The 16255-nt window shown below is 64.8% G+C and carries 15 protein-coding genes; 7 read left to right on the top strand and 8 right to left on the bottom strand.

Annotated features, from left to right (window positions below):
- Nucleotides 1-46: 46 nt before the first annotated feature.
- Nucleotides 47-484, bottom strand: a complete 438-nt coding sequence (locus GPA22_RS11815) for an Rrf2 family transcriptional regulator (protein ID WP_169256270.1) — start codon at nucleotides 482-484, stop codon at nucleotides 47-49.
- Between the two features lie 166 nt (nucleotides 485-650).
- Between GPA22_RS11815 and GPA22_RS11810 the strand changes: the two genes are divergently transcribed.
- Complete coding sequence (locus tag GPA22_RS11810; protein ID WP_169256269.1) at nucleotides 651-890, top strand: hypothetical protein; 240 nt, start codon at nucleotides 651-653, stop codon at nucleotides 888-890.
- Nucleotides 891-941: 51 nt separating this feature from the next.
- Complete coding sequence (locus GPA22_RS11805) at nucleotides 942-1751, top strand: ferredoxin--NADP reductase (RefSeq protein ID WP_246264279.1); 810 nt, start codon at nucleotides 942-944, stop codon at nucleotides 1749-1751.
- A gap of 45 nt (nucleotides 1752-1796) precedes the next feature.
- On the opposite strand, the gene lptG is transcribed toward GPA22_RS11805, so the two are convergent.
- Entirely contained in the window at nucleotides 1797-2876 is a 1080-nt protein-coding gene (gene lptG, locus GPA22_RS11800; RefSeq protein ID WP_169256268.1) for an LPS export ABC transporter permease LptG, read from the bottom strand.
- The gene (gene lptF, locus GPA22_RS11795; RefSeq protein WP_169256267.1) at nucleotides 2873-3952 is read right to left on the bottom strand and encodes an LPS export ABC transporter permease LptF; all 1080 of its coding nucleotides are present in this window, start codon (nucleotides 3950-3952) and stop codon (nucleotides 2873-2875) included. Before lptF ends, lptG begins: the two co-directional genes overlap by 4 nt.
- A gap of 106 nt (nucleotides 3953-4058) precedes the next feature.
- On the opposite strand from lptF, the gene GPA22_RS11790 reads away from it, so the two are divergent.
- The 4 genes from GPA22_RS11790 (at nucleotide 4059) to GPA22_RS11775 (ending at nucleotide 9561) form a co-directional block, all read left to right on the top strand.
- Entirely contained in the window at nucleotides 4059-5558 is a 1500-nt protein-coding gene (locus tag GPA22_RS11790; protein WP_169256266.1) for a leucyl aminopeptidase, read from the top strand.
- 17 nt (nucleotides 5559-5575) lie between these two features.
- Entirely contained in the window at nucleotides 5576-6016 is a 441-nt protein-coding gene (locus tag GPA22_RS11785; RefSeq protein ID WP_169256265.1) for a DNA polymerase III subunit chi, read from the top strand.
- Complete coding sequence (locus tag GPA22_RS11780) at nucleotides 6013-6492, top strand: hypothetical protein (RefSeq protein ID WP_169256264.1); 480 nt, start codon at nucleotides 6013-6015, stop codon at nucleotides 6490-6492. Before GPA22_RS11785 ends, GPA22_RS11780 begins: the two co-directional genes overlap by 4 nt.
- 84 nt (nucleotides 6493-6576) lie before the next feature.
- The gene (locus tag GPA22_RS11775; RefSeq protein WP_169256263.1) at nucleotides 6577-9561 is read left to right on the top strand and encodes a valine--tRNA ligase; all 2985 of its coding nucleotides are present in this window, start codon (nucleotides 6577-6579) and stop codon (nucleotides 9559-9561) included.
- A gap of 102 nt (nucleotides 9562-9663) precedes the next feature.
- Here the strand turns inward: GPA22_RS11775 and GPA22_RS11770 are convergent, their stop codons facing one another.
- Both GPA22_RS11770 and GPA22_RS11765 read right to left on the bottom strand, forming a co-directional pair.
- Nucleotides 9664-9894: a sulfurtransferase TusA family protein gene (locus tag GPA22_RS11770; protein WP_169256262.1), complete on the bottom strand. Its 231-nt coding sequence runs from the start codon at nucleotides 9892-9894 to the stop codon at nucleotides 9664-9666.
- Between the two features lie 72 nt (nucleotides 9895-9966).
- Nucleotides 9967-11421 carry a beta-barrel assembly-enhancing protease gene (locus tag GPA22_RS11765; RefSeq protein ID WP_169256261.1) on the bottom strand — a complete coding sequence of 485 codons (1455 nt, stop codon included), beginning with the start codon at nucleotides 11419-11421 and terminating at the stop codon, nucleotides 9967-9969.
- Nucleotides 11422-11497: 76 nt separating this feature from the next.
- Between GPA22_RS11765 and moaC the strand changes: the two genes are divergently transcribed.
- Nucleotides 11498-11992 carry a cyclic pyranopterin monophosphate synthase MoaC gene (gene moaC, locus GPA22_RS11760; protein WP_169256260.1) on the top strand — a complete coding sequence of 165 codons (495 nt, stop codon included), beginning with the start codon at nucleotides 11498-11500 and terminating at the stop codon, nucleotides 11990-11992.
- Nucleotides 11993-12150: 158 nt separating this feature from the next.
- On the opposite strand, the gene GPA22_RS11755 is transcribed toward moaC, so the two are convergent.
- The 3 genes from GPA22_RS11755 to GPA22_RS11745 form a co-directional block, all read right to left on the bottom strand.
- Nucleotides 12151-14340 (bottom strand): MtrB/PioB family decaheme-associated outer membrane protein, encoded by a 2190-nt coding sequence (locus tag GPA22_RS11755; RefSeq protein WP_169256259.1) that lies wholly within the window; start codon nucleotides 14338-14340, stop codon nucleotides 12151-12153.
- A 20-nt stretch (nucleotides 14341-14360) separates the two neighbouring features.
- Nucleotides 14361-15290: a DmsE family decaheme c-type cytochrome gene (locus GPA22_RS11750; protein ID WP_343036023.1), complete on the bottom strand. Its 930-nt coding sequence runs from the start codon at nucleotides 15288-15290 to the stop codon at nucleotides 14361-14363.
- A gap of 94 nt (nucleotides 15291-15384) precedes the next feature.
- Complete coding sequence (locus GPA22_RS11745; protein WP_169256257.1) at nucleotides 15385-15723, bottom strand: c-type cytochrome; 339 nt, start codon at nucleotides 15721-15723, stop codon at nucleotides 15385-15387.
- Between the last annotated feature and the right edge of the window lie 532 nt (nucleotides 15724-16255).

The raw sequence follows: 16255 nt of genomic DNA, 5'->3' as shown, positions 1-16255 counted from the left end.
TATCGCGCGATCCGCTCGGCACCGGACATCCGTCCGGACGCCCTGTTCACGCGCTGCGCCGCAGGATGTGCACGCCCTGGCCCTGCGGGCTCTCCAGCAGCTCGGCCAGGGAAACGCCGTCCAGCACCTGCAGGAAGGCCTCCAGCGCCTTGCCCAGCGCCCCCTTCAACCTGCAATCGGGGGTCAGCAGGCACTGGCTGTCGCTGCCGAAACATTCCACCAGCGCCATCCCGCGCTCCATGCTGCGCACCACCTCGCCGACGTTCACCGCCGCGGGCGCGCGTGCGAGCCGCAACCCGCCGCCCTTGCCCCGCAAGCCCTCGACGAATCCGTCACGGACGAGATGGTTGGCAATCTTCATCAGATGGCTGCGCGAGATCCCGAACCGTTCCGACACCTCCGCGATCGTGACCAGGCGCTCGCCATTCACGGCGAGGTAGATCAACACCCGCAGGGCGTAATCGGTGTGCTGGGTCAGATGCATGGGGTCTCTCTGTCATCGTTGTCGGACGAATCCGGCCCTCCATTATAGCCGCCGCCGCACAAAGATTCATATCAGTTGACTCTTTTTAAAGATGCACTCTATAGTCATCTTACGACGCGCATCCGCTGCGCTCGAAAACGACGCTATCCCCACAGGAGGATCCGCGATGCAACCCGCCCCAACTTTCGCCCGCCGTACCCTCACCATCGGCCGCCTGACGATGGCCTTCTCCGCGCTCGGCATGGTCGCCGCCACGCTGGTGGCCTACCCTTACGCCGAACGTTTCAGCATGGGCATCCAGATCGCCAGCCACCTGGCCCTGCCGATCTCCGCCGCATTCTTCAAGATCGGCTACGTCGTGCGCCTCGCCTCGCACCACGCGCTGGGCAACATGTCCGCCGGCTGAAGGCGGCCGGCGCGTACTTACTCCAGCCTTGACACCGCCGCCGGAGTATCGATGCCGGAATTGGCCGGCAACAGCGAGGATCCGATGATCGCACTCGACGAAAAAGTCACCGTCGCCCGCGTGTTGTCGAAGCGAAGCTGGACACCGAAGCTGCTCTCCTTCCGCCTCGCACGCGCCCCGGGATTTCGCTTCGTTCCCGGGCAATTCGCGCGGCTCGGCCTGCGCAAGCCGAACGGCAGCCCGGTATGGCGCGCCTACTCGATCGCTTCGGCAACCTGGGACGATCACCTCGAGTTCTACTCGATCATCGTTCCGGGCGGGCAATTCACAAGCTTGCTGAACAATCTGGAAGCCGGTGACGAGGTGATGATCGAACGCGCACCCTACGGTTTCCTCACCACCAACCGCTTTGCCGACGGCCGCGACCTGTGGATGCTCGCAACCGGCACGGGTCTCGCCCCCTTCCTGTCGATACTCCAGGACGAGGCAAACTGGCGCCGTTTCGAGCGTCTCGTCCTCGTCCATGGCGTACGCGAATCGGCCGAACTCACGTACAGGGAAGAGATCGCCGCACTGCGCGATCATCCCCTGTGGGCAGACGTCGGAGAGCGCCTGAGCTATCAGCCGGTCGTGAGCCGCGACCGATTGCCGCAGGCGCTATCGGGCCGGATTCCGGCACTTCTCGACGACGGCACGCTGGAAGCGCACGCAGGTCTTCGGATCACTCCGGAACACTCACGCGTGATGGTGTGCGGCAGTCCCGACATGGTCCGGGACACGCATCGAGCGCTGATCGCGAAAGGCTGCCGACTCAGCCGGCTCGCCGCTCCCGCGCAGATCGCCGTCGAGAACGGCTGGTAGCGCCGGCCGGCGCCCGAAGGGCAGCGCCGGCGCAGCGCAAACGCGTCAGCGCCGATCGACCCAGAACAGCAGCGCCGCGGCCGCCAGGAGGAACAGGAAGCTGGGTGTCACCGCCGCAAGCGGGGGAGACCAGTTGTTGATCACGCCAAGGTTCGAGAACAGCCCGTTCAGCAGGTAGAAGCCGACCCCCAGCATCACGCCGAGGAAGACCTTCATGCTCACCCCGCCCCGCCGGTCGTGGGTCAGCGCGAACGGCAGGGCCAGCGCCATCATCACCAGCGCCGCAAATGGATAGATCAGCTTCTTCCACAGCGCGATCTCGTAGCGGTCCGAGTTCTGCTGGTTCTCGCGCAGGTGGTTCACATACGCCACGAGCGTCGTCACCGACATCCGCTCCGGCAGCACCATCAGCACGCTCAGCACCTCCGGCGTCAGCTCCGACTTCCAGTCCAGTTCCGGCATGTCCACCACTTCCGTGCGGTTCCCGAGGAAGCGCGTCTGCCGGATACCGCTCAGGCGCCAGATGTTCTCGTCCGTGCGATACCGGCCGCCCGCCGCTTCCGTGACCGACTGCAGCGCATGTTGGTCATCGAACTCGTAGATCCGCACCTTTTCCATCGTGCGATCCGGCTGCAGCGTCTGCACGTTCACGAAACGCGGCCCGTCCTTCACCCACAGACCCGATTTCAGCTGGCTCGAAACCGTCGAACTGGTCGCCGTCAGCCGCCACTGCTGGGCAGCCCGCTCGGCGGGCGGCGCGATGTACTCGCCGATGACGAAGGTCGCGACAACGAAGATCACCCCGATCCCGGCGAGCACGCGCAACATCTTCAGCGTCGACATCCCCGAAGCCCGCATCACGGTGATCTCGGAATGCCGCGCCAGCGTCGTCAGCGAATACAAGGTGCCGATCAGCACCGCGATCGGCAGCAACTCGTACGCCCGTCCCGGCAGGATCATCGCCACATACAGGAGGGCGTGATGCAGCTCATAGCCGCCCTTGCCGATGGAATCGAGCTCGTTGAGGAAGTCGAAGAATGCGAACAGGCACAGGAAGGCGAGCAGCACCATGAAGGTCGCGCCGACGATTTCCCGCATGAGGTAGCGGCTGAGCACCTTCATCATGGACGCGCCCGCCAGAATGGCGACACCGCGAGGCGGCGGTAGAACATCAGCGCCAGCAGGGCAAGCACGACGACGTGCGGCAGCCACACGGCGAACTCGAAACGCAGCCGCCCCTGCCCCACCCAGGACTGGAAGATGCTGATCGCGTTGCTGTATACGAGATAGGTCAGGATCGCGAACATCAGGTTGTTGGCCCGCCCGGCGCGCGGATTCACGAAGGACAGGGGGATCGCCATCAAGGCCAGCAGCAGCGCCGCAACCGGCACGCCCAGACGCCCCAGCAGCTCGCCCAGGTTGTGATCGGTCGGCGACTGCAACAGCTCGAGCGTGGGAATCACGCGCGAGCGCACGCCCTGGCTTTCCGCCTTGCGCTCCTCGATCAGCACCGAGTAAGTCTCGAATTCCATCACCCGGTACTCGGGCGTGCCCGGCTCACCCTCGTAACGCCGTCCCTTCTCCAGCACGACGAAACGGTCGCCGTTCGCATCGGTGCGCAGCGACCCCTCGGCGGCCATGATGACGCTGAGGCGCCCGTTCTGCTCCGAGCTCACGAACACGTTGCGCGCCTTGCCGTTCTCACCTGCGCCCATCTCGACGAAGAACACACGCTGCGCACCCGCCGATTCGCGGAAGACGCCCGGCGCCACGCGCGAGGCGTCGTCGCGTGCGTCGAGCCGCGCCTGGAACTCCGAGTTCTTCAAGTGCGCCCAGGGCGAAAGGAACAGGGTCGCGGCCGCGATGCCCAGCACGATCGGCAGCGCGAAGCGCAGCACCGGCCGGATGAAGGCCGTCAGCGGCACGCCCGAGGCGAACCACACGACCATCTCGGAGTCGCGATACGAACGCGACAAGGGCATCAGCACCGCGATGAACACGGTGAGCGACAGGACGATGGGCAGCTGGGTCAGCGCACCGAAGCCGATCAACGCGAGCACCGCGTCCGAGGGTACGCGGCCGCCGGCCGCCTGCCCGAGCAGACGCACCAGCACCACGGTGATGACGATCGCAAACAGGGCGACGAACACACCGACAGCCGACTGGGAGAATTCACGCCGGAGGGCGCGGCTGAAAATCATCGCGCGGACTTCGATCTCAAAGGAGTACGGGGTTTTTGACGCATTTGCCGCGAACGGGCCATAATCGGCGGCAATCGGAACGACGCGTCTTATAAAGGAGCTGGGCGTGGAATTTACCATAAAGACCGGAGCCCCGGAAAAACTGAAAACCGGCTGTCTGGTTGTCGGAACGTTTGCGGAAGGCAAGCTCAGCGACGCCGCCGCGGCCCTGGACAAGGCCTCCAAGGGCAAGCTTGCGGCACTCGTTGCGCGCGGCGACCTGGACGAGAAGGCCGGCGCCCTGCTCGCGCTGCACGACCTCCCCGGCTGCGCCGCGGAACGCGTCATCGTCGTCAGCCTCGGCAAGCAGGACGAATTCACCGACCGCGCCTGGCGTGACGTGATCGCCGCCGTGGCCCGGGTGCTCGCCGCCACCCCCGCGCACGACGCCGCGGTCTGCCTTGCCGACGTCGAGGTCCCCGGACGCGACGTCGAGTGGGCGTTGCAGCAACTCGCGCGCGTACTGGCCGACGCCACGTATCGCTACGACGCGACGAAGTCGAAGAAAAAGGACGACAAACCGCGCGGCGCCCGCAAGGTCGTGCTTGCGACGGGCAACAAGATCTCCGCGACCATGGAAGCCGCGGTCAAGCGCGGCCAGGCGATCGCCGAAGGCATGGCGCTGGCGAAGGAGCTCGGCAACCTGCCGGGCAACCTCTGCACGCCGACGCATCTCGCGGAAACCGCCGTCGAACTCGGCAAGCAGTTCAAGCTCAAGGTCGAGGTGCTCGAACGCGAGGACATGGAAAAGCTCGGCATGGGCTCCCTGCTCTCGGTCGCGCGCGGCTCGCACCAGCCGCCCAAGTTCATCGTCATGCAGTACAAGGGCGGCAAGGCCAAGGACAAGCCCGTCGTGCTCGTCGGCAAGGGCATCACCTTCGACACCGGGGGCATCTCGCTCAAGCCCGGCGCCGAAATGGACGAGATGAAGTTCGACATGTGCGGCGCCGCCAGCGTCCTCGGCACCTTCAAGGCGCTCGCGCGCATGGCCCTGCCGCTCAACGTCGTCGGCATCGTGCCGACCACGGAGAACATGCCCGGCGGCGCGGCCACCAAGCCGGGCGACGTCGTCACGTCGATGAGCGGCCAGACCATCGAGATCCTCAACACCGACGCCGAAGGCCGCCTGATCCTGTGCGACGCGCTGACCTACGCCGAGCGCTTCAAGCCCGCCTGCGTCATCGACATCGCCACCCTCACCGGCGCCTGCGTCGTGGCGCTGGGCAAGATCCCGAGCGGCCTGCTCGCCAACGACGACGAACTCGCGCGCGAGCTCACCGACTGCGGCACCGTCTCCGGCGACCGCGTCTGGCAGCTGCCGCTGTGGGACGAGTACCAGGACCTGCTCAAGAGCAACTTCGCCGACGTCGCGAACATCGGCGGCCGCTACGCCGGCACGATCACCGCGGCCTGCTTCCTCGCGCGCTTCACCAAGGCCTACAAATGGGCGCACCTCGACATCGCGGGAACGGCCTGGCTTTCCGGCGACGCGAAGGGCTCCACCGGACGCCCCGTGCCGCTGCTGGCCGAATTCCTCATCGCCCGCAGCCAGGGCGGCAAGGCCTGAGGCTGGGAACCGTCGCGATGCCGCCGCGGGTGCAGTTCTACCACAACGCCGAGAACCCGCTCGCGCTGGCCTGCGAACTTGCCTCCCGTGCCTTCGGCAGCGGCCGCAAGGTCGCCCTGCGCACGGCCGACGCCGCATCCGCCCGCCAGCTCGACCAGATGCTGTGGAGCTTCGAGCAACAGGCTTTCGTCCCGCACGTGATGGCCGGCTCTGCGCTCGCGGCCGAGACGCCGGTCGTCATCGGCCACGCCGAAGCGCCGGGCGAATGGCCGCACACCGAGATCCTCTTCAACCTCGCCGACGACGTGCCGCCCGGCTTCGAGCGCTTCCGCATGGTGGTCGAGATCATCGGGCAGGGCGAAGCACAGAAGCTCCCGGCGCGCGCGCGCTGGATGCACTACAAACAGAAGGACCTGCCCCTGCAGGCCTTCGACGCCATCCGCAGGGAGGCCCTATGAGCCCCTGGCCGCTACCGCCACGACTCGAGCCCGACGACGACCTGAAGGCTGCCGATCTCCTCCTGGGCAAGGCCGACGCCCTCCTCAAACGGCACCGCGGCCCGGAACCGAGCCTGCCCGAACCCGTGGAGGAGGTCTCCCTCGAAGAGGAAGACCTCCCCGTCCTGACCGAAGTCGTCACGGCGGGAGACCTGCCCACGGCGCTCAAGGCACCCCAACCGTCCCCGCCGAAGCGCCCCGCCAGCGCACTCGCCGAACAGCTCATCAGCCTCGACACCGAAGTCTCCCGCGCCGTCGAAGCGTGGTTCCATGCCGAACTGCCGGAGATCGTCGCGCGCGAACTCGACAAGCTCGGCGCCAGCATTCGCGAACAGGCTCTCGCCCACTTGCGCGCAACGCTGCTGCCCGCGCTGTCCGCACATATCTCGCACCACCTCGAGAAGAACACCGACGTCCTCCCGCCCGACGAACCCTGAACAGGCTGGAACCGTGCTCGGGCGCAAGGGCGGCGGCCTCGATCCGCTATAATCGACCCTTTGCCTTCAGCCCCAGAGCACACCATGGAACTGGCCAAGAGTTTTGAGCCCGCGGACATCGAAGCCCGCTGGTATCCGGAATGGGAGTCGCGCGGTCATTTCGACGCCGGACTGGACAAGTCCAACCCCGATGCTTTCTGCATCCTGCTGCCGCCGCCCAACGTCACCGGCACGCTGCACATGGGCCACGGCTTCAACCAGACCATCATGGACGCGCTCACCCGCTACCACCGCATGCGGGGCTTCAACACGCTGTGGCAGCCGGGCACCGACCACGCCGGCATCGCGACGCAGATCGTCGTCGAACGCCAGCTCGACGCCAAGGGCATCTCGCGCCACGACCTCGGCCGCGAGAAGTTCCTCCAGAAGGTCTGGGAATGGAAGGAATACTCCGGCGGCACGATCACGCGCCAGATGCGCCGCATGGGCACCTCGCCCGACTGGAAGCGCGAGCGCTTCACGATGGATGCGGGCCTGTCGAAGACCGTCACCGAAACCTTCGTCCGCCTCTACAACGAAGGCCTGATCTACCGCGGCAAGCGCCTCGTGAACTGGGATCCGAAGCTCGGCACCGCGGTCTCCGACCTCGAAGTGGTGTCGGAAGAGGAAGACGGCTTCCTGTGGCACATCACCTACCCCTTCAGCGAAGGCCCGATCGGCGACCTGAAGGGCCTCACCGTCGCCACGACGCGCCCCGAAACGATGCTCGGCGACGTCGCGGTGATGGTGCACCCGGAAGACGAACGCTACGCCCACCTGATCGGCAAGACCGTCCGCCTGCCGCTGTGCGACCGCGACATTCCGATCATCGCCGATGACTACGTCGACCGCGAATTCGGCACCGGCTGTGTCAAGGTCACCCCGGCGCACGACCAAAACGACCATCACGTAGCACATCGCCAAGCACTTCCCGCGTTTGTTGTGATGGATCTTAAGGGACGGATGCTCAGCGGGGTCGCGAAGTGGTCAGACGTAATAGTCGACTCATGGACGAAAGACCCGCTCGGCAATGAAGAGGGAATGAACGCGGTTCTCTGGGATTTGCTGGCCAAATGGCGTGAACTTTCGCTGGACGAATTGACCGAAAAACTCGTTCCGACGAAATATCAAGGTCTTGATCGTTTTGTTGCCCGCGAAGTGATCGTGCAGGACCTCGAAGCGCTCGGACTGCTCTCCAGCATCAAGCCGCACAAGCTGATGGTACCGCGCGGCGACCGCACCAGCGCGGTCATCGAGCCGATGCTCACCGACCAGTGGTTCGTCGCGATGAGCAAGGCCGGCGCGGACGGCAAGAGCATCACCGAGAAGGCGCTCGAATGCGTCGCCTCGGGCGAGATCCGCTTCTACCCCGAAAACTGGGTCAACACCTACAACCAGTGGCTCAACAACATCCAGGACTGGTGCATCTCGCGCCAGCTGTGGTGGGGCCACCAGATCCCGGCGTGGTACGCCGACGTCGAAGGCGACGCGCGCGTATGGGTCGCCCACAGCGAAGACGAAGCAAGGGCACTCGCGGCGAAGGACGGCTACACCGGCAAGCTGCGCCGCGACGAGGACGTGCTCGACACCTGGTACTCCTCGGCCCTGTGGCCCTTCTCGACGCTCGACTGGACGTCGGAGTGGCCGGCCAAGTCGAACGACGCGCTCGACCTCTACCTGCCGTCGTCGGTGCTCGTCACCGGCTTCGACATCATCTTCTTCTGGGTCGCGCGCATGGTCATGATGACCAAGCACATCACGGGCAAGATCCCGTTCCGCGACGTGTATGTCCACGGCCTCATCCGCGACGCCGAAGGCCAGAAGATGTCGAAGTCGAAGGGCAACGTGCTCGACCCGATCGACCTCATCGACGGCATCGCGGTCGAGGAACTCGTGAAGAAGCGCACCTTCGGCCTGATGAACCCGAAGCAGGCGCAGAGCATCGAAAAGAAGACGCGCAAGGAATTCCCCGAAGGCATCCCCGCCTTCGGCACCGACGCGCTGCGCTTCACCTTCGCGTCGCTCGCGACGCCGGGCCGCGACATCAAGTTCGACCTGTCGCGCTGCGAGGGCTACCGCAACTTCTGCAACAAGCTGTGGAACGCCACCCGCTTCGTGCTGATGAACTGCGAAGGCCACGACTGCGGTATCGACGCCGCCGCCGGCAGCGCCGCCTGCAATGCCGCAACGCTCGACTTCTCCTTCGCCGACCGCTGGATCGTGTCGCGCCTGCAGCGCGCCGAAGCCGACATCGCGCAGCACTTCAAGGACTACCGCTTCGACCTCGTCGCCAAGGCCGTCTACGAGTTCGTCTGGGACGAGTACTGCGACTGGTATGTCGAACTCGCGAAGGTGCAGATCCAGAACGGCAGCGAAGCCCAGCAGCGCGCGACGCGCCGCACCCTGCTGCGCGTGCTCGAGACGGTGCTGCGCCTCGCCCACCCGCTGATCCCCTTCATCACCGAGGAGCTGTGGCAGACGGTCGCCCCGCTCGCCGGCCGCAAGGACGCCGAGAGCATCATGCTCGCACGCTACCCCCAGGCCGATCTCGGCCGCATCGACGAAGCCGCCGAAGCGAAGATCGCCGAGCTGAAGGCCATCGTCGGCAGTTGCCGCAACCTGCGTAGCGAGATGGGCATCTCGCCCGCCCAGCGCATGCCGCTGGTCGCGGCGGGCGACGCGGCCGTGCTGGGCGCCTACGCGCCCTACCTCGCCGGCCTCGCGCGCCTGTCGGGCGTCGAGATCGTCGATGACATCGGCGCGGACGAACTCGCCCCGGTGTCGGTATCCGGCGCCTTCAAGCTGATGCTGCGCGTCGAGATCGACATCGCCGCCGAACGCGAGCGCGTCGCCAAGGAAATCGCACGACTGGAAGGCGAAATCGCCAAGGCCGAGGGCAAGCTCGGCAACGCGAGCTTCGTCGAACGCGCCCCAGCTGCGGTCGTGCAGCAGGAACGCGAACGCCTCGCCGGCTTCGTCGCGACGCTGGACAAGCTCCGCCCGCAGTTCGAAAAACTCGCGCAGCGCTGATTCCGCACGGCTGAAAACAACAGGGGCCGCCCCGCAATCGGGGTGGCCCCTTTTCGTATCGCCGCCGCATCGACCATCGAGGCCGAGCGCGCCGGCAACCGTTTACTTGCGCTTCAGATAGAATTCAAACGCATTGTCACCCGTCTCGCCCTGCTGCAGCAGGTCGTTCCCGGTCTGGCGGGCAAACGCCTGAAAATCCTTCACCGAGCCCGGATCGGTTGCCAGCACCCGCAACACCTGGCCGGCACTCATCTCGGCGAGCGCCTTCTTGGCGCGCAGAATCGGTAGCGGGCAGGTCAGCCCGCGCGCATCGACTTCCTTGTCAACTTGCATCACGCGACATCCTCACAGACAGTTGCCGCCATTCTACCCCAGCGCCATGGCGACGCCCGCCACACGCAACCGTCATTCGCCGCGGCTCCCCCCGCGTTCGCGCTCCTCGCGCCGACGCTCGCGCTCCTGCTCCTTGAGTTCGCGCAGGCGCGCATCCACGGCGGACAGCTCGTAGAAATTGCCGTCGCCCGCGCGACGCGCCCATTCCAGCTGCTCGATCGCCGCAGGCACTGCACCGCGGAGCACATAGACCTCCGCCTGCGCCCGGTGCTGGGCCGCACGATGCCCCAGGTCCGCTTCCGCACGCGCCAGGAAGGCCCACAGGCGCGAATCGCGGCTGCGATTCTGCACCGCAGTCCGCGCCATCGTGCCGGCTTCCTTCGCCTGCCCCGCCTGCAGCATGGCGTCGATCAGCGCGTACTGCACCGCCGTGCTGTCGGCAAACCGCTTCCTCGCAGCCTCCAGCACCTTCACCGCGCCGGGCGCATCGTGCCGGGCGAGCCGGAGCTCTGCCGCGAGCATATCGACGAAGCTCGACGGCGGCGCATCCTTGCGCAGCGTCTCGAGCTGCCGCCCCGCGTCGTCCAGCCGCCCGACCGCAAGCAGCGCCCGCGCCAGCCCGTAGCGCACGGAGACGTCGGCGCCATTCCTGGCCGCCTGAGCCTCGAACTCGCGCACGGCGTCGATCGGCGGCATCGCGGCCACGCGCAGCTTCGCACGCACGAATCCGAAGTCGGCCGAATCCGGCACCTGCTTGTAGTGCATCTGCCCGACACGGTTGCCCAAGTCGGAGATCCGCTCCTGCGTCAGCGGGTGGGTGCGCAGGTAGCTCGGCGCGTTGTTCTCGTAAAGACGGCTGGAGCGCTGCAGGCGCTCGAAGAAGCTCGGCATGCCGCGCACGTCGAAACCGGCCCCTTCCAGGCTCTGCAAGCCGATGCGATCGGCCTCGCGTTCGAAGTCGCGCGTATAGCCGAGCTGCGCCTGCAGGGCGCCGGCCTGCCCTGCCGCAATGGCTGCCTCGCTGACCTGCGAATTGCTGCGTGCCGCCAGCACCGCAACGAGCAGCGAAGCCAGCATCACCATGCTGGTCTGGCTCTGCTTGCCGAACATCTGCGCGATATGGCGCTGCGTCACGTGCGCGACCTCGTGCCCGAGCACGGACGCCAGTTCCGACTCCGATTCGGCGGCGAGGATCAGCCCCGTATGCACGCCGATGTAGCCTCCCGGCAAGGCAAACGCGTTCAGCGTGCCGTCGCGCACGGCGAAGAAATCGAAATCCTGCTGCGGTGTCGGACTCGCCGCGACGAGTCGCCGCCCCAGGCGGTTGACGTAATCCTCGACCTCGGAATCGTCGAGATAAGCCGGATCGCGCCATCGGATGTCGCGCATGATCGATTCGCCGAGCTTGCGCTCCGCGAGCGGCGAGAGCTCGGAAGCCCCCACGTCGCCCAGATCCGGCAAACCGGCCGCGTTCAGGCGCGGCACGAGGGCGACGCACAGGAGCAGGATAAGAAGTCGTCTGATCATCGGGTGCTATGATACCGGGCCACCATCAACCGTTCCGCGCGGAATGTATCCCTCTGTACGCCGCGCAGCCCGAGCCATGACCGAGCAGAAACCTTCCGCCCTCACCCACTTCGACGCCCAAGGCCAGGCCCACATGGTCGACGTCGGCGACAAGAGCGAAACCCGCCGCGTCGCCATCGCACGCGGCTCGATCAGCATGAAGCCAGACACCTTCGCGATGGTCAAGTCGGGCAGCGCAAAGAAGGGCGACGTCCTTGGGATCGCCCGCATCGCGGCGATCCAGGCATCGAAACGCACCAGCGACCTGATCCCGCTCTGCCACCCGATTCCGCTCACCCGCGTAGCGGTCGAGTTCGAACTCGACGAGGCGCAAAGCCGCATCGACTGCAGCGTCACCGCGGAGACAGTCGGACGCACCGGTGTCGAGATGGAAGCCTTGACCGCGGTGAACGTTGCGCTACTGACGATTTATGACATGTGCAAGGCCGTCGATCGCGGCATGCGCATGGACGGGATCCAGTTGATGGAGAAGCTCGGCGGGAAGTCGGGCCACTGGGTCGCGACGCAATAAGCGGCTAACCCCGGGGCGGGAATCATCCTGACGGAACGGTAGAGCTGCAGGACAGAGTCCGCGTACATACCGACTGCACCCAACACCAATCGACCCTGCAAAACAAACGGGGCGGCTCACGCCGCCCCGTTCAGGCCTGCCTCAACTACACGAACCGGTTACTGGAACTTGTAGATGTAGCGCGCGCCGATGAAGTTGGATATCTGCCGCTGGTTTGCGACAACCGACGTGCCATCCGTAAAGGTGGCCGCACTGGTGCCAGCACCCGTGTAGACAAACTGCGTACCGTTGGCAAACTGCCAGGTCCAATCGTCGGTCTTCCAGCGCTCGTGGATCAAATCGATGCGAAGATCGGAGTCCTTGCGCAGCGCATACTCGGCAAACAGCTTGAACGTCGTCACGCGGGTATTGATGTCAGGCAGCGGACCCACCGCAGCAACGCCCGGCACCGGATCCGGAGCGGTCCGGATGATCCTTTCGTCGAACTTGCTGCGGTTGAGGCTCATGTGCACGTCTGCGCCAAGCTTCAGCTTCGGCGTTGCCCGCCCCACGACACTCAACCCGACCGATTCGCCCGCGTCCGAAAGATCGGCATCCTTTTCCGCCGCACGCAGTTCAAGCGCACCGGTAGTCCGGTTGCGGATCTCCGCTCGCTGACCGCGCTGGTTCGCCTTGGTCAGATCCTTCGAATACCACGCCGACATCTTCCAGTCGTTGTTCAGCTTGTAGCTGACGTCGACCGAATAGAGTTCGGCGCTCCCATCGCGAAGACCAAACGGTCGCGCCTGGCTGTGCCCGTACTCGTCCTGGGCATTCTCATAGACGAACTGTGCCGACAGACGCTCCAGCGGGGTCCAGTCCATCGCAAGACGCCATTTGCTGCGGTCACGATCGGCGATGTTGATCGGATTGATCAGGTCGCTCGGCGCTCCGCCCGGTCCGGCGGCAGCCGAAATGAAGTGCGACCCCTCGCGCTCGCTATGAATGTAGCCGAGCGAACCGCCGAGCGTCTCGGACAGGGTGCGACGCAGTTGCAGGCGGTAGGTGCGTTCCTCCACGTCGGAGCGCATGGGAACCACCCGCTGCGTATCCCGTCCGCCGGCACCATTCGCATTGGAAACCGGAATCCGGCGATCGTCCTCACGCTGCTCGTAGCCCCCCGTCAGGCTGTAGCCCTGCGGCAAACGGTAGGTGCCTTCGAGCTTGCCCGTGAGTGTCTTGTACGAGAACGGCGTGTTGTCGACACATTCGCTTGCGTTGCAGCGCGCGTTGGCCTGCACGAAGCGACGAACGGGTGTGTCGTCGTCGGCATCGTGATAGCGAAGGTTTGCACCAAGCGAGAAATTGCGCGTGACCTGCGAAGTCAGTCCCAGTTGAACCAGGGTGGTATTGACCTCGCCATTCAGCCTCGACGGAGCACCCGCCAGGGACAGACCGGGAATGCTGCTGGTCGGCAGCCGCTCGTTCTGGGTCGCATGCGTGTATTCAACCTTGAAACGGCCACGCGTACTCGGCGTGAAGTTGTAGCCACCGTCGAGGAATAGCTGATGCGCTTCATTGTCCAGCGGAAGCGACAGGAAGAAGTGGTTATTCAGGACTGTCGGATTGTCACCCTGCCGGATGGTATCGACCAGCGTGTTGTGCGTGTCGTACCAGCTGCCGTTGTAGCCGCCGGACAGCTGGAGCCGCTCTCCGGTGTAATTCAGAACGGCCTCAAGCTGACGCGTCGTGCTGTCGATGGGTTCGACCGCAAATTCCGCGGCACCACCACGGCCCCACAGACGGGTCCCGTCCTTTTCCTCGTTCTTGAAGCTGACGTTGAAATCGAGCCCGGGCAGCAGGTTCTTGTAGAACCCGAGCGTCGTTCCCTCGCGCGTGGTGCCGAGCTCGACCTCGTTGCGCGGCAGGGCGTTGCGACCGGCTCCACTCACGATGAGGTTCGTCGTGCCGATCCCGCGCAGGCCGGTCAGGAACAGGTGGGGATTGTCACGCAGCGTCTTGCTGTACTCGATCGATGCACCGATATTTCCCTGGCGCAGATACTCCGCCTTCAGATCGCGACTCTCCAGACCGAGATTGCGCGCCGAAAACGTATACCACGTTCCCGTCGCATCGTCGCGCTTCACGATGTTGGCATCGAGCAGGCCGTAGGCGCCGCTTTCGCGCATGCCGTCGAAGATCCCCAGTTGCGGGCGATCCTCGGTCCAATATCCCAGACCGACCGAAACCGAGCTATCCGGCTTCGTGAGCTGACTTACTTCGTCGTCGGCCGCATGCACGGGACCGTATACCGCGAGCAGGGCCGCGGAAATCGCGGTCAGCTTAACCACTCTTGTCATATTTTTCATGATTGATCTCCCTTGCCCGATCAGCGGCGGAACCGGTTCACGGTTGCACTGTTCTGCGTGCTGTTGCTGCCATGGATGTTGGTATGGCAGTTCAGGCAGCCCCTTCCGACGGTGCCCAGCTCGGTGGTGCTGCCCGTGCGGCCGGCAGGCAGTCCGGCGGACTGGCTCGGGTGGCTGGTATGGCTATGACATTCCTGGCACAGGAACGGCGGACGCGCCTTGAGGAGGTTCTCGATGACGGTACCGTGCGGGTTGTGGCAGATCGCGCAATCCTCGGTCACCGGCTGGTGGTTATGCACGAAGGGGCCGCGCTTTTCCATGTGGCAGCTGTAGCAGGTCGCGTTGACGCTGCTCTTCGCGAGCGCCTTCGGATTGTCACCGTGCACGTTGTGGCAGGACGAGCAGTTCACCTTGCCTTCGGGGATCGGGTGGCGGGAGGGACGGCTCACCTGGGCACGCTGCTCCTTGTGGCACTCGTAGCACACTTCTGCCTGGTCCGCCTTGTCGCGTACCGGATCCTTGCCGTCGTGAATCTTGTGGCACGAGCTACAGGAGACGTCCTGGTTCGCGTGGGTGCTCGACTGCCAGCCGATACGCTTGCTGCCCTGGTGACAGCTCAGACAGGCGGCATTGCGCTCCTGGGAGGAAGCTGCATTCTTCTTGGTGAAGCCGACGTCGACCGGCGGGGTCGGGCCGCTACCGCGACCGGCTTCCTTGACGTGCTTCTCGCTCTCGCCGTGGCAGTTCGTACAGCCCGGCGTGCGCTTGTCGGCGACTGCGCCGTGTTTCGTCTTGCCGATACGCAGGGCCTCGGGCGAGTCGTTCTCGTCGTGGCAGCTGGTACATTTGGCGTCGCCGGTCAGGACGATGTCCTTGGGCGCTTCCTTTTCCGCGGCGTTCGCGGTCAGGGCCGGGAGGATGCTCCCGGCCAGGACGGCGAATGCGCACACGCGCAATGCTTTTCCAAGCAACTTCATATAACCCCCTGATTTGCTGTTTGTGGCGCACACCTGGGCGGCGTGCGCCGGATCGCTTCTCTAGCGATTACTGGGCACGGATCCAGTCGATGAGATTCTTGATCTCCGCCTTGTCCGTGGTGTCGATCACCTTGTGCGTTTCCTCGGTGCCGTCCTCGAGCTTCACCTTGTGCTCCTTGGTGATCTGCTCGACCATTTTCTGTTCGGCGTCAGCCTTGTCCTTGAACTTCGCCGCGATCTTCTTGTACGACGGACCTTTCTTGGTTTTGTCGATCGCGTGGCACTTGAAACAGTCGTTGCGCTTGGCCGTTGCCTTGGCGGCATCCTCGTCCACGGCCATTGCGCCCGAGGAAGCAAACGCTGCCGTCAAGCCGGCCACGATCACCGCAAGAATTCGTGCCTTCATGCTGATTCTCCTTCGATAGATACAGGTCACAATCCCGCCAGACGGAGCCGGACCCCCGGCGAGCATTTTGGAAGTGGAATATACCCCTAAATATTTCGGGGATGTTTGATACGAATCTACAAAATGACACAATCGCTTCGTTACAACACAACACCTTGACAAGGCGTGTCTTTTTTAAAGAGGATTCGTCTTCTGCCAGCAGACGGCATATTATCAATGGCTAATTAAATGTATATGTATTGCATATTAATTAGTAACTTACGATATTCCGGACATGTTGCGGCCACGAGCGGCGTGACGCTCGCACGCGCCGACCGCACGACGATGGGCGCTGGCGGGCCCTGCCGCTCGATGCCCCGCCCGTTTGATCGATAAGTGATGCTCCACCACTGGCGGGCAGTTCGTCAGGCCGTACTTGCTCGAGAAGCTGCAGATCCGATCGACGAACGAGAGAGTGGCCGGACGCACGGCCGCGGATGGTCGCGACCGCAGGGCGGTGCCGATGCGCTCACCGGCGTCGAAACCGGCTCCA

It is taken from the genome of Aromatoleum toluvorans (genome assembly GCF_012910905.1).
GTDB classification, from domain to species: domain Bacteria; phylum Pseudomonadota; class Gammaproteobacteria; order Burkholderiales; family Rhodocyclaceae; genus Aromatoleum; species Aromatoleum toluvorans.
Note: the sequence above shows the minus strand (reverse complement) of the source record. Positions and strands in the feature narration are given on the sequence as shown.